Here is a 24353-nt window from a genome sequence, read left to right as displayed (position 1 = left end):
CTCAAAACTTTCAAGATTGAGCCTATTTTTGTATGAAGGAAAGTGTTACTTAACTGTTTGCTTCTAAATTGAATTTCGAAATTAACATCTAAATTAATTTTAAAACAAATGTTAGAAAACTCGACGATCGTATTCAATTGCTTCCAAATCATATACTTGGTAAACACAATCAAATAAAGGACGCGCCAATTCCCCTTCATCATCATTCCGCACGATCAAGTAAATTTGGCTAATGGCCGCACTATCCGATAATTTCACATAATTCACATGCCTAAACTGCATAATTTGTACAGATTCAGGAACAATACAAATGCCTTCGCCTGCGGCAACCATGCCTAGTGATTGCTGCAAATCTGCTTGAGTGTTAAAGCGTTTCGGCTCCATACCATATTCTAAAAACAACGACTTGATCAGCGTTGCATAACTTTGACCATCCGTTGCTGGATAGATAAAAATCTGCTCATCTTTGAGATTATTTAATGCAATCTGCTGCTGTGAAGATAAAGGATGGCTTGAATGCACCGCAACAATTAGCGGCTCTTCACGCAATAGCACACGTTTAACCGCCTGATCCGACACACGAACTCGGCTAAAACATGCATCAACCCGACCTTCTTTTAAAGCCTGAATTTGATCGACTGCACTCAGTTCAATTAAATTTACATTTAAGTGTGGATATTGCTGACGGAACAAATAAACAATTCGAGGTAATAAACCACAGAGTAACGAACCGCCATACCCAATATTAATAGTACGTTCAGTGGCACTGGCCCGCTGCGTAATGAGCTTAATTTCTTCTGCATTGGAAAGTAATTTCACGGCTTGCTGATAAAAGAAACGGCCAATGGTGGTGGTTCTCAAAGGACGGCTGCCACGCTCAAAAAGCTGTGCACCCAACTCTTCTTCTAAATTTTGAATTTGACGACTTAAAGGAGGTTGAGCAATAAATAGCTTTTCAGCAGCCTTCGTAAAACTCTGTTCTTCTACAACGGCGACAAAGTAACGTAAATGTCTTAATTCCATGACATTGTCCTTTAATGTCGAATTTCTTTCATAATGGTCTTTTATTTGAATATATCAGGACGACACTCAAATCACATCCTTCAAATTCGGTTATTTAAAAGATGTATACACCAGATTTATTATTTGGTCATGCTAATGTGAAACGATTACAAGGTTAACCCGACTTTAGTCTTGGCAATTTTGCTCAACCTTCTCACATGAAAAACTACAAAACGTGATTGACTTCATGAAACAATTCAAGTTAATTAGCAAAATCGTTGCAAATATGGAATAAGAACAGTGCTGAGTGATCTAGATGATTTTTATTGTTTTGCCCAAGTGGTCGAACATGGTGGTTTTAGTGCAGCAGAACGTGCAACAGATATTCCAAAATCAAAACTGAGTCGTCGGGTCTATAACTTAGAAGAACGTTTAGGTGTCCGCCTGATTCAACGTAGCTCACGACATTTTGCTGTTACAGATATTGGTATGAATATCTATCGCCATGCACAAGTCATGATGAATGCCGCTCAAGCCGCACACGATTTGGTTGATCATCTCAGCACACAGCCGCGCGGCTTAATTAAAGTCAGCTTACCTGTTTCCATCGCGCAAAATGAAATGACCAAAATTTTGCCTAAATTTTTAAAGCAATATCCAGAAATTAAAGTGCAAATGATGGTGACCAATCGCCGCGTAGATATCATTAATGAAGGCTTCGATCTTGCTCTACGTGTCCGTTCAAATTTAGACGATGACCCAAATTTAGTCATTCGTAAATTTGAAACAATTGAGCAGCACTTATTTGCCAGTCAGGCGTATCTAAATAAATTTGGTGAACTCAAACAGCCCGAAGATTTATCACAGCATCAAATATTAAGTATGGCGGATGAGCATCTCGATCAACATATTATTGTGACCGATGCACAGCATCATCAGAAAAAAATCAAAGTTAACCCAACCGTGATGGGCTCTGACCTATCGATGTTAGCTGCACTGGCCTGCCAAGATTGTGGCGTGGTGTTATTACCCGACAGTATTGTGTCCGATCACGTGAAATCAGGTGCTTTGGTTCGTGTACTACCTGAATGGAAAGCTGCACATGGTATTTTCCATGCAGTTTATCCATCTCGTCGTGGCTTACTACCTGCTGTCCGTGTATTCATTGATTACTTAGTTAAAAAACTCAGCCAACATGAACACGCTAAATTTTAAGCAAAAAAAAAGCTTACCCATGTGATGGGTAAGCGAAAACTTAAAAACTAAGTAAAATCAGAAACTACAGCAGAATCTGTAGGGCTATTGTATAAATAAAATCTCTGTACACGACAAATTTCACAGAACCCTTATCCTATCAGGATTCTGCTTTCTTAAAATTGCCAAAATTTCCTTAAACTCTTCTTTTTTCCCAAAACCAATTAAATGCTGAATCGCCATTTGAACATAGTCTAAACCATAGCGAAATAAACTCATTGAGAGTCGTCCATGCTTCTTTATTTTTATCGCTTTTTTTTGATTATGTTGCCATTCACCCGTTAAGTAACACCAACAGAAGCTTATAGCTAACACCGCAATCAATTTTTTCACTCGTCTAGGGTCTGTCAAGCGCGTATTTTCAAGATTAAACCCGCGTCCTTTGAGACAACTGAATAAGGTTTCAATTTCCCAGCGTAATGCATAATCCTGAATAGCATTGGCATTAAACTGAGGAGAAACGACGAGTAAAAGCTCTCCATTTTCTAACTGTAGTGCACTTATATATAGTTTCACCCGACCAACCAAAATCCGTCGTTTACGACATTCAATTTGACCAACTTTAAGATGGCGAAATAAATCACTAATTTTATGATTCTTTCCTAAATGATTGGTGACAATGAAGTTTTTTTAACACGAATGCAGAAGTTGATGTCTTGTTCAATTAACCATGTAAACCACTGCTCACCGATAAACTCTCTGTCTGCGAACACATTCACAATACGGTCTTTACCAAAAATGGCTATAAAGCGTTGAATCAAAGCAATACGCTCTTTCGTATCTGAATTTCCACGTTTATTAAGCAATGTCCAAAGGATAGGTATCGCTATTCCACGATAAACGATTGCGAGCATCAGGATATTAATATTTCGTTTTCCCCATTTCCAATTGGTTCTATCTAAAGTCAGTTGCACTTGGTCGAATGAAAACATATTGAAAATCAACTGAGAAATTTGACGATAATCAAAATACTGACCTGCAAAGAAGCGCTGCATACGTCGATAAAATGATTGTGGTAAGCACTTGATGGGCAAGGCTTTAGATGCAGAAGAAAGATTACATGTTTGCTTTAAAATGATCACAAGCATGATGAGCGCAAAGCACTTTAAATGTGACTTGTTCCATTTTAGAGATTTGTTTAAGATAAGATATAACTCATTGAGATGTGTCATAGTATTCGTCGTTAGAAAACAATTATTGTGACATTATTTCAATGAGTTATCTATTTTTGTCGTGTACAGAGAAATAAAATACATCTTTATTAAATCGTTAATAGCTCTAACTGATTTTTTGAGCTATAGGCAAAGCCTTACAAATTAAGACTTAGAGAAATGTAGTTAGTCTTAAAAACGATAACGCCCATAATCACCACGAACATCTAGACTAAAGTCAAAAAATATACAACTGTATAACTTTATTTAACTTCAATCATTTGGACACAGCAGATATGGCATTAACAACACTACAGAGCTTAGATCGCGGGATATTCGCCTGTACCCTCTGGCCATGGAGATAACAACTCAAAACCAGTATCGGTTACAACAACCATATGTTCCCACTGTGCCGATAAAGAACGGTCTGCAGTAATTACTGTCCAGCCGTCTTTTAACTCTTTAGTACGCGCTTTACCGCTATTAATCATCGGTTCAATGGTAAAGACCATGCCTTTTTTCAGAATGACACCTTGACCCGGTTGACCATAGTGTAAAACACTTGGTTGCTCATGATAAACCTTACCAATCCCGTGACCACAATATTCACGTACAATGCTGTAGCCTTCACGATGAGCAACTTGTTGAATGGCATAGCCTACATCCCCCAAAGTTGCTCCCGGTTTAACTGCATGAATCCCTGCAACCATCGCTTCGTAGGTAGTTTCGACTAACTTTTTAGCCGCAGGCGAAACCTCACCCACATAGTACATACGACTGGTATCACCAAAATAACCATCTTTAATGATGGCAACATCAATATTGATAATGTCACCATCTTTCAATACGGTTTCTTTCGAAGGAATACCATGACAAACCACTTCATTCGGTGAAATGCAGGTGGTTTTGGTATAGCCATAGTAGCCAACGTTGGCAGGAATCACTTTAAGTGTGTTGACGATAAAATCATTGCAGATATCGTCTAGATATTCAGTGGTCACGCCCGGCTTGACATACTCCCCGATCATCTCTAAAACCTGAGCAGCTAAACGACCTGAAATGCGTAATTTTTCAATATCTTGCTCGGTTTTAATCGTGATTTTGGAAGCTTTCATCTGAATATCCTCAAATTTGAATACACCGAATTATAGACCTTTTAGATTTTTTTTGTTTTATTCAGCCAATATTTCTGCATTTATTCGGCTTATAGCATCCTATTTAGTGCTGAAAATTAGAACAATTGATTTATATCTGATAAATCTTAATAGTTAAACATATTCCTATAAAAAATTTATATACAATAAATTTCTTTTATTTATCATAGATATAAATAAAACATTATTTTATCTGTCAATATATTCATAATTCGTATTATAAAAACTATCTATACGATTTATAAATTTTGCTCCAAAAACGAGCTTAATTGCACTAAAATTGCCTTTTTCACAGTTCATCTCCCCTTTATGACAAGTCTTCGTACACGGGATATTGTTGCCTTAGGTTTTATGACCTTCGCACTGTTTATTGGTGCAGGTAACATTATTTTCCCACCAATTGTCGCACAGCAAGCGGGTGAACATGTTTGGTTAGCTGCATTTGGTTTCTTAATCACCGCAGTTGGTCTACCTGTCATCACGATTATTGCTTTGTCGCGTGTTGAAGGTTCTATTCAAGTTTTAAGTTCGCCTTTGGGTAAAGTAGCCAGCATTATCCTTACTGTCGCGTGTTACTTAGCTGTTGGACCTTTATTTGCAACACCTCGTACAGCTACCGTTTCATATGAAATTGGTTTCTCTTCTTATTTTGGTAACGGCGCAAACAGTCTGCTGATTTATAGCGTGATTTATTTTGCATTAGTGACCATTGTTTCACTTTATCCAAACAAAATTTTGGATACTGTGGGTTATTTCCTTTCACCACTCAAGATTTTAGGCCTCGTTATACTGGGTATCTCTGCGTTCTTTATCCCAGCCGGTGTGATTTCACCTGCAATTGATAACTACGTGGCTGCACCAGTTTCAGAAGGTGTGGTAAATGGTTATTTAACCATGGATACATTAGGCGCTTTAGTTTTTGGTATTGTGATCGTCAAAGCCATTACTTCACGCGGCGTAACGGATAGTAAGCTCGTCACCAAATATGCTGTCATTGCCAGTATTATTTCTGGTATTGGTCTTACCCTGGTTTATATCAGCTTATTCAAACTCGGTATGGGCAGCCATGATATTGCTCCAAATGCAACAAATGGTGCAGTGATCCTGCATGCATATGTACAACATGCTTTTGGTGATATGGGCGCTTATTTCCTATCTGCAATGATCTTTGTTGCATGTATGGTGACCGCGATTGGCTTAACCTGCGCATGTGCTGAATATTTCTCAGAATTGACTAAAATTCCATACAAAGTTTTTGTGTTCATTTTAGTTGGCTTCTCACTGCTTATTTCAAACTTAGGTTTAACCAAACTCATTGCTGTTTCAGTACCTGTTTTAAGTGCGATTTATCCACCTGCGATTGCAGTTATCCTACTTAGCTTCTGCTCTAAATGGTTTATTTCACCATCAAGAGTTATTGCGCCTGTTACCGCATGTGCGTTTATTTTCGGTATTTTTGACGGTTTAAAAGTGGCTGGTTTCGAAGATGCACTTCCAAGCTTTATTGCCAATCTACCGCTTGCTCAACAAAATTTAGCATGGCTGATCCCTTCTGCGATTGTGCTGATTATTGCTGCTGTAATTGATAAAGTTAAAAAATAACCTTTTTTGACTTGTCTAAAATCGGAGTTTTACCCGAATGACGATTTTACCTGTGACCAATAATTGTCGAGTTTTACCCAAACTGACATTTATTTGTCCTACTACAGCGCAATAATCCTAATTCATTGAACTTTTAAATAAAGTTTTATTTTCATGATGAGAAAAAAAGCCAGCCATTTGGCTACAAAATATAATAATAGTTAAAATACAAATACTTTCTGCAAAATACACCGTACACAAACTCCATGATTAAGCCCGATTCAGACTGTAAGCTAGGCGGTTTCGTGTCATAAAGCCGATATACTCGTGTTGGTATATATATTGCTTATTCATACATAGATATTATGCATCGACCATTTTACTCACCAGTCAACACCTTTAGATTCATAATATTTAGTATATGAATAAAATGATTATTCTTATATGATGATCTAACATAGTTTTATGACAAAATAATGACATTTGCTATTGAAATACTTCTAGTTTCGAAGTACAACAGTAGTTCAAACCTGACCAAAATCATGGGTTTTGGCTAACAACAACACGGAGGGGTGGAGATGTTATCAGTACATTTCAAAAAGCAATTCTTCATTAACGCTCTGAAGGCAAATAAGAACATGGTGACCTATACAAGCACCACTATTGCTCTCATGCTGACACTACTTATTCAAGGCTTAATACAAGGAAATTTAAGACCTGAATATTTTGCTTATGCGCTTATTGTCTCTGTAGCCTTTTATTTATGGGCAGTCATTGACCACAAATATCGAAAGCAAAAATCAACAGAATTTTAAGTTAGAAGATGGATGAGGCATCATCCATCTTGAAAAAAGAAAAGATGCCAATCCCTACCTTCTCGATCATTTAATCCTTTTTAAATAACAATACAAATAATCCCTAAAATAACCAGAAAATCATCAGCCTTTTCTCATAAATTTTCAATTCTGCAGAACTTCAAATTTTGTTTTATAAATTCTTCTACATAGCCATCGTCTGCACTTTAAAAGCTTTTATCTCCTGATTAGCTTCCAATCTAATTGGTACTATTTATGATTGATACTACTTTGCTTAAAACCAAAATTTAACAATGACTCCAAAGAGCAATCCGAGTGTTGCAATTAACTCGCCAATCACCAATCCAAGCATTGCCATACTCATCATCCATTTAGGTAAATGCCATTTGCCTAAGACGTGCGGGACTTTAAATTGATTGGTGGTATCGGCTAAATAGCCATGCAGTATATAGCTTAAAATCGAAAAGCTAAAAAAGAACAGATTGATGATTACAAACAGTAAATTGAGTGTATGTGGAAGTGCTGAAAAATAGGCCAATACCGCCAAAATGAGTGTCGCTGGGGCGTATAACAAACTGCTCCGATGTGCTATATCGACATAATAATGCGCACGTGCCAGTTCAGACTGTCTTATTTGTGCATATTTCCACACACCCGTGAGCATACCTACCCATAAATAAATCCCACTAAAGACTATCGCAATTTTTACTGCACCCGAAAGTTGAAGCATGTCCATTTTTAATTTACATCCATTGTTCAATTACACGCATTATTTTTATCTGTATTTCTTCTCCAATAATACTTACTTCAAACCTGTTATGACATGACTTTAGAGTCATACTCTTTTCAGGTTTCTTTTTGGAACTTGTGTAAATTAGAGTCATCGGAACACACCCATGAAGTTTGAATCATGTCATCATCTGAAAAACTCACGATTCATTGCCAAGACGGCTATTCACTGAGTGCGCGCTATTATCCACACCAGACAGAGCTCAAACAGGTTTTACCTGTGTTGATTTGTCCAGCCACAGGCATTACCAAGCAATTTTATAATAGTTATGCAACATGGTTGAGCCAACAAGGCTATGACGTTTTAGTTTTTGATTTTCGTGGTATTGGTGAGTCGCTACACAGCCCTCTAAAAGAATCGACAGCAAGTATTGTTCAATGGGGGCAGCTTGATATCCCGGCGGCAATCGACGCTTTAATCAGTAAAACGCAGGCGCCTAAAGTGATATTACTTGGTCATAGCGCAGGCGGACAACTATTAGGCATCGTGCCAAATTTTGACAAAGTCGCCAAAATGGTTGCTGTTTCTGGCTCTACAGGTCATATCAAAGATCTTAAAGGTCGCACCAAGCTTTTAGCTCCAGTGATGTTTAATGTGATCTTCCCCATTGCACGCTATACCATTGGCTATGGCCCGACCAATGCAATTGGCATGGGGGAAAATTTGCCAAAAGATGTAGCTCGTGAATGGGCTGAATTTTGTAGCAAACCCGGTTATGTCATCAATGCCTTAGGCAAAACTGTTCAGCATGATTTTCATCAACAAGTGAGCTGCCCGATCACTGCCGTATGGAGCTCTGATGACGAAATCGCCACGGAAGCCAATGTCAAAGACTTGTTGCGTTTATACCCGAATGCTTTGACTCAAATGATTGAGTTAAAACCGAAAGAAACAGGTCATAAAGCCATCGGACATATGTTGATGTTTAAATCGTCACATCAAAACCTATGGCCGATCATTGAACAACAGTTACACGCTTAAGTTTTTACCACTCAGTCAGTAATCCGGCTGAGTGGTCTTTTTATGGACTGCACAATAATTTCTACTTTTAGATTCATTCAAACTGCCTGACAGCTTACATATTCTATTTTCTATCTTTAAAATCTGCACTGAACGTCCAAGTGTACTTATTTTCATCAGCCGACTATTGCAAAAAATGATATAACTATTTTTTCTCAATTATATTCTATTTTGGCATGAGTGAAGCACGACACAACCTCGACAGAATTGATCGTTTAATATTATCCGCATTAAGAGAAGATGGACGACTCACCATAGCCCAGCTTTCTGAACGTGTTGGTCTCTCCTCTTCGCCGTGTTGGACACGCTTAAAGCGTCTAGAAAATTTAAAAATTATCGACGGCTATACAGCCAACATTAATCCAAAATCGATTGGGATCAATGAATTATTCTTTATTGAAATCACATTAGAACGTCACGACGATGAAATTTTAGATCAATTTAGTGAAACTTTAGCCAATATGCCAGAAGTAGTAGAAGCACATTTAGTCACTGGCGATTATGATTATTTGGTGAAAGTTGCAGTTAAAAATGCTGAACACTATGAGCGTTTTTTACGTAAAAATTTATATTCTATGAAAGGTATACGCCATACCCGCTCTATTTTTGCGCTACGACAATTAAAATCTGCCAGCAGTGCTGACCTCATGATGATTGAGTAATGAGCCAATATAGATCTAATCTATAAGATGACTTTAAAATTTAAGGGCAATTGAGTTCAGCACTCAATTGCCCTATTTATGTGTTCTAATCTATATAGCCATCTTTTTTCAATTTTTTATCTGTCAAATACTCACGTATGACCAATGTTGCAATAATAATGATGGCTTCTAAGATCGCTACTGTGACGGTTAGTTTGGTAAATACTTCGACACTGAGCAACTCAAACCATAATTGAGCGATGGCTAATAAACCCCATAAAACTGAAATAATAAGTGCACTAAAGACACCGTATTTCATTTTTCTCTCTCCAAAACAACTACATAAGCTTCGCGCTTCCAAAAAAGCAGCATACGACGGATATCCTTTTCCATCGTAATCACCGCCCAACCTTGCTGTGCATTTTGATTTAAAAAATTGGTGAATTTAACAGGATCAACTTTTGAAGAGCCAAGCAGCAAAGATCCCAGCATACCTTCTTGATAGATAACAACTTTATATTCTTTCATCAATATAGTTCTTTATGGTTATAGTGAAGTGAACAAATGTTCATGGCAAAGTATAGCGATCGCTTTTTCCTAAAACAACAAAGTTTTAACTGTCAATTTACTCAGCATTTTTTTCAATTTTATGCTTTAATACACGCAGTATGAGATGAGCCTTATATGAGTATCACGCGAGTGATACGACTAGCCCCTAACCATGGGGCTTTTTATTGTTTTCTACTTAGCTCACATTGTTGTATTTCATTGTTCAATTTTGACAAAACAAGACTGTGAATTTCACATGTTTTCACAGGGTCTTGCTCATAAGCCGAATTAAACCATGCAGCAGCTTTTTCAAAATTTTGCTGTACGCCTAGCCCACCCAAATAAAAACTTGCTACGCTAATTTTTCCGTTCAAATCATTTGCTTCCGCAGCCTTTAAAAACCACGGATAAGCCTTTTTATAATCAGGCTTTTCATCAATACCTTGATAATAAATCATACCCAAACGGGACTGATATTGAGCCAAGCCTTGTTCAGCCAATAACATCGTTGGCTTTTCAGCAAGTTGCATATTTTGCTTCGTATAGTAATAATAGTCGGCCAATTGTTCGATATCTTCTTGCTTGCCTTTATTAGCAAATTCAATTAAAAGACTTTCCAATTTTTTCTCATTCCTTGGAATGAGTTCATATTTATTCATGATCAATAGCATACGCTTTGAATCTTCTAAATTTCTTTCAGCACCAATCTCAAACCATTTTGCAGCTTCCACATAATCTACTTTTACACCGACACCTTTGTAATATATCAATCCCAAATTTTGATTTGCAGAGCGGTGCCCTAAGGCAGAAGCACGTTTATACAACGCTATGGCTTCGGGCAGATTAATCTCCACACCTTCTAGCCCCATATGTTTCAGCACAGCCAAATCATACAGCGCCTGCTTTTGGTTATTTTGCGCTTGAATGATGGTCTTTTGGACATCAATTTCAGCTGAATAGGTTATGGAAAATGGAAGTACTGTTAATACAAATAGCATGCACAATTTGATGTGAGATGAGTAATGTTTTGAAGTTTTCATTGTTAATTATTCTTGATCAATAAGATGATGAAAAAAATGAAATGCTATAGCACCCTCTAAAGATGCTTTAGCAATTTTTAAACGTTGTATACAGCGTTAACCGAAGAAGCCTATCGTTGCCTGAATGACCACGGCATTGACGATGTCTACAAAAAACGCCCCTGTCAAAGGTATGATCAAAAAGGCTTTATGTGAAGGTCCATAGGTATTAGTCACTGCCTGAATATTGGCAATCGCTGTAGGCGTCGCACCGAGGTTCACGCCGCATTGCCCTGCACAAAGTACTGCTGCATCGTAACTTTTTCCCATGACCCTAAAAGTTACAAAGTATAAATACAGTGCTAAAACAAGGGTTTGTACCAGTAAAATAATTACCAGTGGGCCTGCAAGATCTGCCAATAACCAGAGCTGCAATGACATCAACGCCATCGATAAAAACAGCGCTAATGATGCATTACCAAAGACATCGATACAGCGATCAAACATTTCAATCTTAAAACCAAGCTCTAGGGTATTTCTTAAAAATACACCGCAAGCCAATGCCCAAACAAATGTAGGCAACTCAAACCACTGACCGCGAGCAAAGTCTGTCATGAAATAAGCAAAGCTGATACATATGGCAAACATCCCCATCGTTTTGACGGCATCATCTGCGGTAATTAAACGAGTTTTTTCAGGATATTCGAATGGTGCAGTTTCGGATGCAGGCGGTGCTTCATTACGCCCTGTTGTCGGTACAAGTTCTTCTGCCAACTGAAAACGGCGGATGAGGAATTTCGCCACTGGCCCGCCCATCATGCCGCCAATCACCAAGCCAAAGGTTGCACTTGCCATACCGAGTACGACTGCACCTTGTATACCATGATCTTGTTCAAAGACTGTACCCCATGCGCCTGCTGTACCGTGACCACCTGTAAGTGTTACGGAACCTGTAATTAAGCCGATGAGTGGATCTAGTCCCAAAACTTTGGCCAAGCTGATACCAACGATGTTTTGCAGCATGACAAAAACAATCACGCAACCTAAAAACAGCACCAGCGCCTTTCCGCCTTCTTTGAGTTTTCCAAGACTTGCGCTCAAACCCACAGATGTAAAGAACATCAGCATGAATATTTGCTGAATTTTTGCATCAAAATTTACGGTGATATTAAAGTTTTTAAATAATATAAAAGTAATTACAGCTGCAACTAGACCACCTGCTACAGGTTCAGGAATGTTGTATTTTTCAGGATGGAAATTTTATGTACAAAGAAATACCCGATAAATAAAACCAATACCGCCACGACAATTGTCAAAAAAGCATCTAGCTCATAATTCATAATTTAATCTTAAGTGCTCAATTTTATTTATCTTTTTATATAATTATTGGAGTTTTTCAGCTAGAAAAATGTAAATACGCTATTCACCCCCTCATTTGTAGCACTTTTTTGAACTCTAATAATTGAAATAAATAAAAATGCTCAGCGTATGTGATGTGCTGAGCATTGGTTATTTATGACTGAATATAAAGATTTTTGAGATATTATTTGATGTCGAATACCCAGTTATGCGCCTCTTTATCACTGGTGGTTTCACAGACATAGTAATCTTGATCCCAAGCATCTTGGTTAAAGATTTCTTTTTTGTAGTAAGTCACCTGTTTGCCATTTTCGACACAGACAAAGCTGTCACCTTGGTCTTTGACTTGTGTTCCGTTGAGGAAGCCACCGATACAGAGAAAGCGAGATTGTTTGGGCATAAATTTAAAAACTAAATTCAATAAAATGGATTATGTCATAAATCATGCAATTATATTAATTTCCTTTCTTCGTTTCAGCTCCAATGCTAGGTAGCTTATCAGCAAATAGTTTTAGAATATTTTCTGAAGTATTATCATATTTCTTATAAATAGTAGGATCTAAGTCCTCCTTACCAAAATATACATCTATCAATTTCTCATGAATTTCCTGTTGTTTTTCAGGTGACATGTTTGCAATAAATGAGTTAAGTGCTGTCAATTTTAAATACGTACTTTCATTTTTCTTCCAATGATAATAATGCTTATTTGCCAATTTATTTGTAAAGGCAACTGTCGAAAAAATTAAAAAAGAGAATAAAAGTCTTATTCCTAAATAATACAAATCTAACTGGGTGAAATTTTTAGCATGATTATCAGCAAATTCAGTCAAACTAAAATACGACATACAAATAGCAAATATAATTGCTATCCCACTAACCATATTGAAGCCATAATACCATTTCCTCTCACTCTCAGATTTTTCTTTGAAGTTATTTGTTAACTTAATAGAAGTCTCATCACTAATAAAATCGTTAAAACTTTTACTAGTGTTTTCTATTTTTTCAATTTGATTATTAATCTGTACTTCGGCTTCTTCAAATTTAATATTTAAATTATTTAGTAAATTTACAAGATGATCATCAATATACTTTTTTTCAACTGAGATGAATTCTGATAACTGTTTATTAATGCTATTTTTATACAATGATAGCTCATTTTCTAGTGTATTTATTTCAATACTGATTGAAGTAAGCTTTTTAAAAGAGTCTGAAATTTTATTATTAAAGTCAATATAATTTATATTAAGTTCCTCTGTACACGACAAATTTCACAGAACCCTTATCCTATCAGGATTCTGCTTTCTTAAAATTGCCAAAATTTCCTTAAACTCTTCTTTTTTCCCAAAACCAATTAAACGCTGAATCGCCATTTGAACATAGTCTAAACCATAGCGAAATAAACTCATTGAGAGTCGTCCATGCTTCTTTATTTTTATCGCTTTTTTTTGATTATGTTGCCATTCACCCGTTAAGTAACACCAACATGTATATCACACTCAAAATCTGCCACCCATTTCACTTTAAAATCTACCACTCTTAAAGAGTGGTAGTTGTATCTAGCATTACAGTTTTCCTCATTGAGTCACCATCTATTTCCAGTGTATAAGAGTTATGGATAATTCGATCTAGAATTGCATCAGCAATGGTAGGATCTTGGAATTTTGTGTGCCATAAATCATATGTGAATTGACTTGTAATAAGTAAGCTGCCGCATATTGAATAATTATCAATAAATTCTAGTAAAAGAGTTTCTATTTTTGGAGGAATATTACTAAGACCAAAATCATCAATTATCAGTAAATCATATCTAATCAATTTTTTAATAAAAAGCTTTTCATTTGATTGATCTATAGCTTGTTCTAATGCTTCAAAAAACTCAGATGCTCTATAAAAAATAGTCTTATAACCTTTTTTACATGCTTCAGTTGCGAAAGCACATGCAAGCCATGTTTTTCCTACCCCAGTTGGACCTTGTATGCTCATGTTCTTATGTAAATTAATCCAAGTGCACTCTGAAAATCTATTAACAAATTGCTTTGATAAGCCACGACGTTCTATATCAAACTTAATTTCATCAATACAAGCATGAGGATATCTTAGATGCGCATTTCGTATTAGTCGTTCAGTGAGCTTTCGTGCTCGAGTTAACAACTCGGTTTTACAAGCATCAATCATAGCTTCTTCAAAATTGATTTCACCTGAATAAACAGCATCAATATTAGAATCTAATGATTGAGTAAAACCATGCAATTTCAACTGTGCAAGTAATGTTGATAAATGAGGATTTAACATTTATTTACCCCCTTTATAATAACTGGAACCACGCAGATTTTTATGTTCTTTTACAACATCTTGTTGATCAAACTCCAAATATGATCTTGATTCAATAATGGACTTTAATCTAGCCAAATTTTCTATTTTTAATTTATAGGCATAACATAAGGCCTGTTCAAGTCGATCAATGAATTGTTTACTATTAACCCAACTTCTGAAATCAAATAAATAATTTAAGTTGTTGTATAAATTTGAGTTTTTGCAAATAATCATATTGCAGTAATTAAACGTGTTAGTGCCAATTGATTGGGACCAATTTAAAATACTTTCCTTCGATAGATAATCTGTAGTTCTATGATTCTCCGTTTTATGTTCATAAAATGTAGAGATTTTTCCTTCGCCTTGAAGAAGCGTATGTTGAGCGATTAGTTTTTTATCTTGATAGATATATAGCTGATTATCTAAAATTTTTAGCTCAACTTTTTCTCTAATATACTGATGAGGAACAGAGTAAGAATTGTTCAAATATTTCACATGATAATCAGAAGGTACTATTGTTTTCGAATATTCATTCAATACTTTGTATTTGATTAAAGGTAAGGGTCTAAGTAATTTTTTTTCATGCTCAAGAAATATAGCCATCCGCCCCTGCGAAAAAGTTTTAGTTTTTTTATGATTATAGCAATCCACCATATATTCAAGTCTTTCATTCAAAGCCTTTATACTTGTAAATTTTTCATGACGTATTCTCATTAAAATCTGCTTTTGTACAATATTCACGGCATTTTCACTGACTGCCTTATCTCTTGGTTTCCGTGGTCGAGCTGGAAGAACATTAATTTTATGAAATTCTAAAAATTCTTGAAAATATGGATTAACTTCAACGATTCGATTTCTATGTTTGGTAATTAATGCTTTAGCATTGTCACAAACAATAGTTTGAGGAATACCATCAATTTTATCAAACATTTGAGAGCATCCTCGAATCCAATCTTCGGTTTTTTGTGATTCCGTGGCATAAGCAAAAATTAAACTAGAAAAAGGTAAAGCCCCAACAAAAATATTGGCATTTATTACATCACCATTAAATAAGTCAATATCTACAAGATCCCCACTGTAATCAATTTGTACTATTTCACCCGGATAATATTCTTGCTTCATTGGAATGTCTTTTTGTTTTTGTGCTTGATTTATTAGTTCACAAAACCGTGTGTATCCAACACCATTTCCATGAGTTTTCAATCTATATTCTTCCCAAAGAATAGCCTTTGTAAGCCCTTTATACGTAGCTAACTCACTACAAATCGCTTCGCAGTCAGGTTGTGACTTTTTGATACGTTTTATTGAGCGATTAATTTTTAATTTTTGTTCTAATTCTGAATTGTTTAGTTTAGTAAAATCTTCATAAGTTAATTCTGTCAAAATTAGTAAGGACTTGATTTTTGACACAGTTTCACGAGAGATTTCTACAATTTTAGCTATTTCTCGATTGCTTTTATGACTAAATATATAGCTAATTACTAGCCTAATTTTTTCAATAGATGTGTTCATAATTATACCTCAGAATAAAAAATGAGGCAGAAAGCACCCTAAACATTGATAAAAGCATCAATGTCTTTTAGAATAAATTTGTCTTGTACGTGCAAGTTAAAGACAAATCTATAAAGACTCATGTTGCCGCATGGGTCTTTATACTTTCTGCAGTTTAAATAAAAAATTAATGTAAATTAATCCATATCTTTTTGCTCCTTAATTCCTAGCTTCACAGCTATTTTATGGCTTTCGCCACGTTGTGGAATCTTGTTGTTTCTAAAAATTCTATATACTAAATCAGGAGAAAATTTATTATCTCTAGCCCATTTAGCAATCGATTTTCCAGTAGAAGAAAAATCTTCTTTTACCTGTTCAATAGACTTGATCATATTTGAATAAACTTGACTAAATTTGAGCTAAATTTAGAATAAAAAAACAGCTCTTGTCAAGCTGAAATTATATTTAAGTTGTTGATATAACTAAATATATGTTTTTGTTATTTGGTGTTTATTTTTATTTAAAAACAAAATCTAACAACATTTTCAATTGTCTTTAATTGAATTTCATACTTCTTAAAATCTATTAATATTTTATTTTTATATTCTTCTAATTTCTCACTAATTTCAGAATGTTGTAAAATTAATTTATTAATAAAATCCAATTCTATCTCTATATTTTTTAAATTTTCTTTTATATCAATAATATTTTCTTCAAAAACATGATTCAATCTATCTTCTTTATGTTTTTTTTGCATACTAATTAAATTTTCAGAGGCACTATATAAATATATTCTTTTATTTATTTTAGATGGTTTGGCGACTAAAAAACCTTTTTGTACAAATATTTTTAAATATCTATACATCTGTCCCTTAACTTTGTTTGTGTTATCTAAAAATTCTGATTCCATGTGCTGCCAAAAACGATTAGCTTTCCAATCAATAATTTCATGTTCTTCAAAAATGTCAAAAAAGCGATCAAGTAGAGGTAAATTTTTTGCCATGTTTCATAGACCTACATAAAAAGAGGATTATAGTCCGTGGATGTATAGTCCTCAATTGCTGATATTTCTGTTTTTTAAACAGTTGATCTCAAATGTCAGAATTATCCATCAAAATTGGTCAATTAATCTGCAATAAAAGAAAAGAGAAAAATATTACGCAAGAATCTCTGTCATTGCAGTGTGGCATTGATCGTAGTTATATGGGGCGTATAGAGCGTGGAGAAGTCAATATGACGATTGATAAGCTTTATGAAATTGCGAATACTTTGAAAGTTGATCCCAAAGAGTTATTACCATAAGAGAATCAGTCATTAGGTAGTAGATCGCTTAGTACCTCCCTTAAATTTTGCATTTTATTTCTTTCAATTAACCTTGCCGACATTCCTAAAGTGATAGGTACTTCCACATCTAAAAGAGGATTATCTCCAATGAATAGCATATCTGGCATTTGGCAGGCTAATTGCTCTCGTATTACTTCATAGATGTGATGTTCAGGTTTTATTGCTCCTACCTCGTAACTCAAAATAACCACATCAAATAGATTAGGAAGCAGTGTTTTAAGCCTTTCGCCATAAGGCATTGCCAGGTTAGAACAGAGCGCGATTTTGAAGCCAAGGTTTTTTAAACTTCTAAGTGTATGAACAGTATCTTCGTATAGTTCGATTGTATTTACCTCAAACTGTAGATCATCATTAATTTCATTCAAAAGTGGTGCTGGAATCACTTTTCCAAAGAGCTTAGTCAATTGCTCAATATCAACAGCATTAGACATAATAATATTGGCGTCTTTTGTGCCTGGTTTTCTACCATTATCTTTCAACCATTTCATCAACTTACGATATGGAGATCGGCTCTCACCAATTTTCACAAGAGTTCCAAAAGCGTCAAAAACTATTACTTGGGGGAAATCATTCATAAAATTTAAATGGTAGCATTAAGAGTTATTGCTAAGTTTATTCTGATTTACTTTTAAATATCATCTAATAACGCCAAGCCTTGTCGCATCCCCTTTAATTCAAATGGCTTTTTTTCTTGATTTCTACCACAATACCCTCAAAGAAATTTGAGAGTCATCATTGTGATTACAGGCGAAATTAAAAGCAAAATTGACCAGATCTGGAACTCTTTTTGGAGTGGTGGTATTTCCAATCCTCTAGAAGTCATGGAGCAAATGACTTATCTGCTCTTTATCCGCCGACTCGATGAAATTCAAATCACCAAAGAAAAGAAAGCCAACCGTTTAAAAACTGCTGTAGAAAAACCAATTTTCACGCCAGAACAAGACCATTTACGTTGGTCTAAATTTATTACGCTTGGTGATCCAACACAGCTTTATGACACCATTGCTAATGAAGTTTTTCCATTCATAAAAAATATTGGTAATGAGGATGACACTACTTACAGTCATCATATGAAAGATGCTCGTTTTACTATTCCTACACCTGCACTTTTAACCAAAGTGGTTGACCTATTGGCTGAAGTGCCAATGGATGATAAAGACACCAAAGGTGATATTTACGAGTATATGCTCGGTAAAATTGCTTCAGCAGGTCAAAACGGTCAGTTCCGTACTCCTCGCCATATCATCAAGATGATTGTGGAGTTGATGCAACCTAAGCCAACCGATACCATTTGTGATCCTGCTTGTGGTACAGCGGGCTTTTTAGTCGCTGCAAGTGAATATTTAAACGATCATTACAGCACTGAGATTTTTGCCAATCCTGAAGCTGCAAAACGTTTTAGTGAAGAAACTTTCTTTGGTTATGATTTTGATAGCACCATGCTTCGTATTGGTTCGATGAACATGATGCTGCACGGTGTTGAAAACCCACGAATTGAAAACCGTGATTCTTTAAGTGAAGCGCATTCGCATATTGCGGAAAAATACAGTCTGATTCTTGCCAATCCGCCATTTGCAGGCAGTTTGGACAATGAAAGCTGTGCCAAGAACATTCAAGCCGTAGTTAAAACCAAAAAGACTGAATTGTTATTTTTAGCCTTGTTCTTACGTCTATTAAAAACAGGTGGTCGTGCTGCGGTGATTGTGCCTGATGGTGTGTTATTTGGTTCATCAAAAGCGCATAAAGATTTGCGTCAAAAGATTGTGGAAGAGCAAAAGCTTGAAGCGATTATTTCGATGCCGTCAGGAGTATTTAAGCCGTATGCAGGGGTTTCAACTGCCATTATGATTTTCACCAAAACCATGTCGGGCGGTACGGACAAAGTTTGGTTTTATGATATGCAGGCGGATGGTTATTCGCTTGATGATAAGCGCAATGAGCTAGATAGTTCAAAGCATGAAAATAACAACATTCCTGACATTATTGCCCGTTTTAAAAACTTAGAGGGTGAAAAAGACCGTAAAGCCACAGAGCAAAGCTTTATGGTGGATAAAGCCGATATTGCTGCCAATGGTTATGACTTGTCGATTAACCGTTATAAAGAAGTGGTGTATGAGCAAGTAGAATATGAAGCACCAAGCAAGATTTTGGCGGATTTAGAAGTGCTTGAGCAGGATATTTTAAAAGGAATGGCTACGCTTAAGGAGATGCTTAAGTGAGTTGGGAGCAAGTTAAGTTAGGTGATATTTTCGAAATTGCTCGTGGTGGTTCTCCACGTCCGATTGATCAATATATTACAGATGATCCTAATGGATTAAATTGGATTAGCATTAAAGATGCATCTAATAGTTCAAAATATATTTATAAAACTGAAAAAAAGATTAAACCTGAAGGTCTGCATAAAACTCGTTTAGTGCATCCAAATGATTTTCTATTGACTAATTCGATGAGTTTTGGTCGTCCTTACATCATGAAAACGACTGGTTGTATTCATGATGGCTGGTTGGTTTTAAGTGCTGACAAAACAAAAGTAGATACAGATTATTTTTATCACTTATTAGGTAGTGATTTTATGTATCGAAAATTCACAGGCTTAGCCGCAGGTGCAGTCGTAAAAAACTTAAATACAGAATTAGTTAAATCTGTATCTGTCCCACTCCCACCACTTGCAGAACAACGCCAAATTGCTTCTATTTTAGATCAAGCGGATGAGCTACGCCAAAAACGTCAGCAAGCGATTGAAAAGTTAGATCAGCTTTTACAAGCCACGTTTATTGATATGTTTGGCGATCCTGTCAGTAATCCTAAAGGGTGGGAAAAAGTTAAATTTGAAGATGAAGTTGAATTTTTAACAGGTTTTGCATTTAAAAGTGCTGATTTTAAGGATTCAGGAATCAAGTTATGTAGAGGTATTAATATTTTACCAAATACATTAGATTGGAATGATACTGCTTACTGGAATGAGAAAGAACTTGAAAAATATTCAAGATTTAAAATTCTTCAAAATGATATTTTAGTAGCTATGGATCGTCCATGGATCTCAACTGGATTTAAAATAACTTTAGTTAAAGAAAATGACCCTAATATGCTTTTAGTTCAACGTGTTGCTAGGTTAAGAGTTAAAGAAAGTTTCGGAGCAAATTTTCTTTTTCAAATACTTTCTATGCCTGAATTTAAAAAACATTGTCGAATTACTGAAACTACAGTCCCACATATATCTCCAACGGATTTTAAGTCATTTGATTTAATTAAACCTGCTAATCATATGATCGAAAAATTTGAGAAAATTGCCAAGTTAATTAACATTCAAAAAGATAAAATGCGTGATTCTGAAGTGCAGAATGACAATCTTTTTGCATCATTACAAACCCAAGCATTTAACGGCACTTTATAACATTTAATTAAAATATGAGGGAATATATACATGAGCAATTTTCAGTTTTTAGAACCTGAATTTAAAAGCTTGGCAGCGACTGCTAAAGAAGCCGAAAAGCTCACGTATATATCCCCTCAATTTGCCCTTGCTGCGGCTCGAACATCACTTGAAAACCTTGTACTGTGGCTGTATCAATACGATAAAAAACTGACCCAACCCTATGATGCTTCACTGCATAACTTACTCAACGACATAAAGTTTAAAGAAATTATCCCGCCCTATATTTGGGACAAAATGGATAATATCCGCATGGTCGGCAACAGTGCCGTACATGGGAAAAAGTTCAAACAACTCACCACCGAAGAAACCGTCAAGCACATCAGCCATTTATTCCTGATGTATGTTTGGTTTGAACGCAACTATGGTTCACCATCAAAAGATCGTTCACAGTCGATTTTATTTAACCCAAAACTAATACCAAATGCTGACAATACTCAGCAAATCATCGCCAACCAAGAACAACTGCAAAAAGAAACAGAAGCTAAAGAAAAACAGTTTGCTGAACAACATAAAGCTTTACGGGAACGTGAACAAAAATTATTTGAACTGTCCGCAAGTTTAGAAGAGCGTGAAAAATTACTTGCAAATATAGATGCTGAACTTGCACAAAAACGTGCAGACGTTGAACAAGCCAAGATTGCCAACAGCAAAATCGAAGACCCTACCGACTATAAAGAAGACGAAACTCGAAAACTTAAAATTGACCTCATGCTTGAAGAAGCAGGCTGGGAAATAGGTACATCGGTTCGAGAGGAAGTTGCTGTAACAGGTATGCCGAGTCTATCGGGTAAAGGTGCAGTGGATTATGTGCTGTATGATGCCAATGGCTTGCCTTTGGCGGTGGTTGAAGCAAAACGCACATCGACTGATCCTGATATAGGACAGCAACAAGCCAAACTCTATGCAGACTGTTTAGAGCAACAAACAGGACAACGACCAGTCATATTCTATACCAATGGCTACAAAACCCGAATCTGGAATGATGTGCAAGGTGGCCCACCACGCTTAGTTCATGGCTTTTACACACAAGCAGAACTCAAACGCTTGATCGAAAGACGTAAGAACAACCCTGATTTAAGCAGCTTCCCGATCAATGCAGAGATTGTCGAGCGTTACTACCAAACTCGTGCCATCAAAGCCATGCTTGCAGCCTATCAACGTAAAGAACGTGCAGGCTTACTGATTATGGCAACAGGCACAGGTAAAACACGTACTGCCATTGCACTGGTCGATGTGCTGATGAAAGCCAATGTAGTGCAAAAAGCATTATTCCTTGCAGACCGAACTTCATTGGTCAATCAGGCACACAACGCTTTTAAAGCCAATTTAAAAGATGCCTCATTCGTTAATTTACTTGAGGATAAAAATCAGGTTGGTCGAGTGTATTTCTCGACCTATCAAACCATGATGGGTTTGATTGATGAAATGAATGCCGATGGTACACGTAAATTCGGTACAGGCATGTTTGACCTAATTATTATTGATGAAGCGCATCGAAGCGTATACCAAAAATTTGGTGAGATTTTTAAATACTTCGATAGTTTGCTTGTTGGTTTAACTGCAACGCCACGAGATGAAGTAGATCGTGATACATACGCACTGTTTGGCTTAGAAAGCGGTGTCCCAACCGATTACTACGACCTTGATCAAGCCATTGCCGATGGCTATCTTGTGCCACCGAAAGCCTATTCTGTCCCACTTAAATTCATGCGTGAAGGCGTGAAATATGATGAACTCTCAGAAGAAGAAAAACAACATTGGGATAGTCTAAATTGGGGCAATCAAGATGCACCTGAAGAAGTCTCAGCATCCAAGATTAATAAAGAGCTGTTTAATACAGGCACGATTGATTTAATGCTCAAGCACTTGATGGAAAATGGTATTAAGACCGAAGGCGGTGATCGTCTTGGTAAAACCATTATCTTTGCCGTCAATCAAAAACATGCCCAGTTTATTGCTGATCGCTTCAATGAAAACTATCCGCAATATGATGGTAAGTTTGCCCGTGTCATTACTCATGCCACTAAGTATCCACAAAGCTTAATTGATGACTTTAGCAAGAAAGATTTACCTGAGCCACAGATTGCGATTTCAGTGGATATGCTCGATACAGGGATTGATGTACCTGAAGTGGTCAACTTAGTATTCTTTAAAGCGGTTCGCTCTAAAGTCAAATTTATGCAGATGATTGGGCGTGGTACACGACTCTGCAAAGAATTGTTTAGCCCTGAAGATGATAAAAAAGAATTTTATATCTTTGACTACTGTTCTAACTTTGAATACTTCAATGAAAATCCAGATGGTGCGCCTGTTGCGACCACAGAGCCACTCGGACAACGCTTGTTTAAAGCACGTTTAAATATCATTAGTCTGCTCAATGCGAAGGACGATGCCACCGAAGAATTAAAAGCTGTACAGCAAGATATGCGTCAGAGTTTACAGACTGAAGTGAAGTCCATGAACAATGAGAATTTCATTGTGAAATCTGAACTTGAGCATGTTGAACACTTCAAAAATGATGATGCTTGGAACAACTTGGATGACCTTGCCATTGGTACGTTACGAGAACACATTTCTAAATTACCAAACCAACTTGAGCCTGAAACCTTAGAAGCCAAACTGTTTGATATGCTTTGCTACAACCTTGAGTTGGCAGTATTGCAAAAGAACAATACAGCGATTCAGAGTTATGCCAATAAAGTGATTGAAATTGCTTCTAAACTGGAAAGCAAAGAAAATATTCCTGTTGTTGCAGAACAGATTGCGCTAATTCAAGACATTCAAACCGTTGAATATTGGAAAGGCATTACCTTGCCAATGCTTGAGGCGATGCGTAAACGTATTCGCGGTTTGGTCAAACTTATAGAGAAATCAACCTCAACCATTGTCTACTCCATGCTTGATGATGAAATTGGAGATATGCAAGCGGTTGATATTCCTGTCGTATCAAGTGGTGTCAATCTTGCACAGTACCGTAAGCGTGTAGAAAGTTTCATCAAAGCGAATGAAAATCATATTACGATTGCAAAGTTAAAACGTGGTTTGACTCTTACACCGACTGATTTAAGTGAGTTAGAACGCTTTGTTTTTGAAGCTCAAGAAGTTGAAAGCCGAGATAAATTTGAAGAATGTTTTGGGACTGAAAAATCCTTACCTCTCTTCATTCGTTCTCTGGTCGGATTAGAGCGTCAGGCGGTACAAGAAGCCTTTTCTAAGTATTTGCAAGGCTCAACGTATAACGAGAAACAAATACGTTTTGTGGAAATGCTAATTGATCATTTAACTCAAAATGGCGTGCTAGAAGCAGCGCAGTTATATGAACCACCGTTTAATCAGATCCACTATGAAGGGATTGATGGTGTGTTTGGTGATGCGGATGCTGACAACATATTTGGGGTTGTTGAAGCGTTTAATGATGCGGTGGCTTAGTTATA

The 24353-nt window shown here is 36.3% G+C and carries 23 protein-coding genes and 2 pseudogenes; 9 read left to right on the top strand and 16 right to left on the bottom strand.

The features are described 5' to 3' along the window. Positions 1 to 111: 111 nt before the first annotated feature. Positions 112 to 1023 (bottom strand): LysR family transcriptional regulator, encoded by a 912-nt coding sequence (locus tag LXF01_RS07430; RefSeq protein WP_078188530.1) that lies wholly within the window; start codon positions 1021 to 1023, stop codon positions 112 to 114. Between the two features lie 279 nt (positions 1024 to 1302). Here LXF01_RS07430 and LXF01_RS07425 point away from each other — a divergent pair, with 279 nt between their 5' ends. Beyond that, entirely contained in the window at positions 1303 to 2217 is a 915-nt protein-coding gene (locus tag LXF01_RS07425; protein ID WP_233945311.1) for a LysR substrate-binding domain-containing protein, read from the top strand. 120 nt (positions 2218 to 2337) lie between these two features. On the opposite strand, the gene LXF01_RS07420 is transcribed toward LXF01_RS07425, so the two are convergent. Both LXF01_RS07420 and map read right to left on the bottom strand, forming a co-directional pair. Continuing rightward, positions 2338 to 3428, bottom strand: a protein-coding gene (locus tag LXF01_RS07420; protein ID WP_151725855.1) for an IS4-like element ISAba1 family transposase whose coding sequence is annotated in 2 segments (ribosomal slippage) — positions 2338 to 2888 and positions 2888 to 3428 — 1092 coding nt in all. Because the reading frame shifts where the segments join, the coding sequence is not laid out codon by codon here. Between the two features lie 299 nt (positions 3429 to 3727). Next, entirely contained in the window at positions 3728 to 4522 is a 795-nt protein-coding gene (map, locus tag LXF01_RS07415) for a type I methionyl aminopeptidase (protein ID WP_078193926.1), read from the bottom strand. Between the two features lie 348 nt (positions 4523 to 4870). On the opposite strand from map, the gene brnQ reads away from it, so the two are divergent. Further along, positions 4871 to 6163, top strand: a complete 1293-nt coding sequence (gene brnQ / locus LXF01_RS07410) for a branched-chain amino acid transport system II carrier protein (protein ID WP_180102483.1) — start codon at positions 4871 to 4873, stop codon at positions 6161 to 6163. A gap of 557 nt (positions 6164 to 6720) precedes the next feature. Next, entirely contained in the window at positions 6721 to 6957 is a 237-nt protein-coding gene (locus LXF01_RS07405) for a hypothetical protein (protein WP_078188534.1), read from the top strand. A 274-nt stretch (positions 6958 to 7231) separates the two neighbouring features. Here LXF01_RS07405 and LXF01_RS07400 read toward each other — a convergent pair whose 3' ends face one another. After that, positions 7232 to 7693, bottom strand: coding sequence for a hypothetical protein (locus tag LXF01_RS07400; protein ID WP_180122366.1), 462 nt, complete (start codon positions 7691 to 7693; stop codon positions 7232 to 7234). 174 nt (positions 7694 to 7867) lie between these two features. On the opposite strand from LXF01_RS07400, the gene LXF01_RS07395 reads away from it, so the two are divergent. Further along, positions 7868 to 8728, top strand: coding sequence for an alpha/beta hydrolase family protein (locus LXF01_RS07395; RefSeq protein WP_180093605.1), 861 nt, complete (start codon positions 7868 to 7870; stop codon positions 8726 to 8728). Positions 8729 to 8943: 215 nt separating this feature from the next. Continuing rightward, complete coding sequence (locus LXF01_RS07390; RefSeq protein WP_078188537.1) at positions 8944 to 9429, top strand: Lrp/AsnC family transcriptional regulator; 486 nt, start codon at positions 8944 to 8946, stop codon at positions 9427 to 9429. An 85-nt stretch (positions 9430 to 9514) separates the two neighbouring features. Here LXF01_RS07390 and LXF01_RS07385 read toward each other — a convergent pair whose 3' ends face one another. From LXF01_RS07385 to LXF01_RS07335, 11 genes and pseudogenes are all read right to left on the bottom strand, one after another. Next, positions 9515 to 9727, bottom strand: coding sequence for a hypothetical protein (locus LXF01_RS07385; protein ID WP_180004964.1), 213 nt, complete (start codon positions 9725 to 9727; stop codon positions 9515 to 9517). Continuing rightward, the gene (locus LXF01_RS07380) at positions 9724 to 9936 is read right to left on the bottom strand and encodes a DUF4177 domain-containing protein (protein ID WP_078193931.1); all 213 of its coding nucleotides are present in this window, start codon (positions 9934 to 9936) and stop codon (positions 9724 to 9726) included. Before LXF01_RS07380 ends, LXF01_RS07385 begins: the two co-directional genes overlap by 4 nt. A gap of 203 nt (positions 9937 to 10139) precedes the next feature. Beyond that, positions 10140 to 10955 (bottom strand): tetratricopeptide repeat protein, encoded by an 816-nt coding sequence (locus LXF01_RS07375; RefSeq protein WP_233945310.1) that lies wholly within the window; start codon positions 10953 to 10955, stop codon positions 10140 to 10142. A 138-nt stretch (positions 10956 to 11093) separates the two neighbouring features. Then, positions 11094 to 12316 (bottom strand): annotated as a pseudogene (gltS, locus tag LXF01_RS07370) (sodium/glutamate symporter). A gap of 203 nt (positions 12317 to 12519) precedes the next feature. Then, positions 12520 to 12735: a hypothetical protein gene (locus tag LXF01_RS07365; RefSeq protein ID WP_233945309.1), complete on the bottom strand. Its 216-nt coding sequence runs from the start codon at positions 12733 to 12735 to the stop codon at positions 12520 to 12522. A gap of 55 nt (positions 12736 to 12790) precedes the next feature. Further along, the gene (locus LXF01_RS07360; RefSeq protein WP_233945308.1) at positions 12791 to 13600 is read right to left on the bottom strand and encodes a hypothetical protein; all 810 of its coding nucleotides are present in this window, start codon (positions 13598 to 13600) and stop codon (positions 12791 to 12793) included. 3 nt (positions 13601 to 13603) lie between these two features. Continuing rightward, positions 13604 to 13819 (bottom strand): annotated as a pseudogene (locus tag LXF01_RS07355) (IS4-like element ISAba33 family transposase); the annotation flags it as partial. Between the two features lie 52 nt (positions 13820 to 13871). Further along, positions 13872 to 14627 (bottom strand): IS21-like element helper ATPase IstB, encoded by a 756-nt coding sequence (gene istB, locus LXF01_RS07350; RefSeq protein WP_017386450.1) that lies wholly within the window; start codon positions 14625 to 14627, stop codon positions 13872 to 13874. Next, positions 14628 to 16160: an IS21 family transposase gene (gene istA, locus LXF01_RS07345; RefSeq protein ID WP_180089519.1), complete on the bottom strand. Its 1533-nt coding sequence runs from the start codon at positions 16158 to 16160 to the stop codon at positions 14628 to 14630. A gap of 176 nt (positions 16161 to 16336) precedes the next feature. Beyond that, positions 16337 to 16531 (bottom strand): DNA-binding protein, encoded by a 195-nt coding sequence (locus LXF01_RS07340; protein ID WP_180089521.1) that lies wholly within the window; start codon positions 16529 to 16531, stop codon positions 16337 to 16339. Between the two features lie 128 nt (positions 16532 to 16659). Further along, a complete protein-coding gene (locus LXF01_RS07335) occupies positions 16660 to 17142 on the bottom strand; it encodes a hypothetical protein (RefSeq protein WP_233945307.1) in 483 nt (160 codons plus the stop codon). Positions 17143 to 17234: 92 nt separating this feature from the next. On the opposite strand from LXF01_RS07335, the gene LXF01_RS07330 reads away from it, so the two are divergent. Then, positions 17235 to 17441: a helix-turn-helix domain-containing protein gene (locus LXF01_RS07330; RefSeq protein WP_005171195.1), complete on the top strand. Its 207-nt coding sequence runs from the start codon at positions 17235 to 17237 to the stop codon at positions 17439 to 17441. A 5-nt stretch (positions 17442 to 17446) separates the two neighbouring features. Here LXF01_RS07330 and LXF01_RS07325 read toward each other — a convergent pair whose 3' ends face one another. Beyond that, the gene (locus LXF01_RS07325) at positions 17447 to 18058 is read right to left on the bottom strand and encodes an HAD family hydrolase (RefSeq protein WP_005171196.1); all 612 of its coding nucleotides are present in this window, start codon (positions 18056 to 18058) and stop codon (positions 17447 to 17449) included. A gap of 162 nt (positions 18059 to 18220) precedes the next feature. On the opposite strand from LXF01_RS07325, the gene LXF01_RS07320 reads away from it, so the two are divergent. The 3 genes from LXF01_RS07320 to LXF01_RS07310 are packed head-to-tail and all read left to right on the top strand — an operon-like array spanning position 18221 to position 24348. After that, entirely contained in the window at positions 18221 to 19702 is a 1482-nt protein-coding gene (locus LXF01_RS07320) for a type I restriction-modification system subunit M (protein WP_233945306.1), read from the top strand. After that, complete coding sequence (locus LXF01_RS07315; RefSeq protein ID WP_233945305.1) at positions 19699 to 20877, top strand: restriction endonuclease subunit S; 1179 nt, start codon at positions 19699 to 19701, stop codon at positions 20875 to 20877. The genes LXF01_RS07320 and LXF01_RS07315 overlap by 4 nt, the downstream gene beginning before the upstream one ends. Positions 20878 to 20907: 30 nt before the next feature. Continuing rightward, on the top strand, positions 20908 to 24348 hold the full coding sequence (locus LXF01_RS07310; protein WP_233945304.1) for a DEAD/DEAH box helicase family protein: 3441 nt from the start codon (positions 20908 to 20910) through the stop codon (positions 24346 to 24348). The last annotated feature ends 5 nt before the right edge of the window (positions 24349 to 24353 follow it).

The sequence above is a fragment of the Acinetobacter sp. SH20PTE14 genome (genome assembly GCF_021391555.1).
In the GTDB taxonomy this organism is placed as follows: Bacteria; Pseudomonadota; Gammaproteobacteria; order Pseudomonadales; family Moraxellaceae; genus Acinetobacter; species Acinetobacter amyesii.
Note: the sequence above shows the minus strand (reverse complement) of the source record. Positions and strands in the feature narration are given on the sequence as shown.